The 577-nt window shown below is 42.3% G+C and carries 1 protein-coding gene and 1 pseudogene; one reads left to right on the plus strand and one right to left on the minus strand.

The genetic code is table 11. The features are described from left to right. A partial coding sequence (locus tag R7R24_RS29000) for a DnaJ domain-containing protein (RefSeq protein ID WP_318120498.1) occupies window positions 1-179 on the plus strand: 179 nt, incomplete at its 5' end. A gap of 109 nt (window positions 180-288) precedes the next feature. Here the strand turns inward: R7R24_RS29000 and R7R24_RS29005 are convergent. Next, window positions 289-577: pseudogene (locus tag R7R24_RS29005) on the minus strand (DUF547 domain-containing protein); the annotation flags it as partial.

Here is a 577-nt window from a genome sequence, read left to right on the forward strand (position 1 = left end):
CACCAGAGGCGGACGGTAAAACCGTTAAACGAGCTTACCGTAAGTTAATGAATGAGCATCACCCTGATAAATTGATGGCCAAAGGTTTACCGCCAGAAATGATGAACGTCGCAAAAGAAAAATCGCAAGAAATTCAAAACGCTTACGATTTAATTAAAAAGGTAAAAGGCTTTAAGTAAGCCAAAATCTAGCAAGCAAACTAGAAAGTAAAAAGGGCACTTGGTGCCCTTTTTAGCTTTTGGGTTATCGGTGGTTAAAAGCATCTCAAGCTGAACAAGGCTGGATAAATCAGTCGGCTTGGTTCAAGTTCCAATCGTAGTCGTACTTCACCCGACCTGAAAAACGGTTGTATTGTGGCGCGTACTTTCTGATGTGGTTAAACACCTCTTTCTCACCACCAAAATCAACGGCAAACCACTCATAAATTGAAGATATTTTCGCCGTGTTGCCTTCAATAGAGACGCCTTTTTTGCTGTTGATAAAGGTCTTTGCGGCACTCTCTAGCAAGGCTTGAGTATTCTCAGCGGTAAAAGCTTGAGTTTGAAGATTCGGGCAGCCTAGGCTTGCACAATTGACA

The sequence above is a fragment of the Vibrio sp. 704 genome, assembly GCF_033339295.1.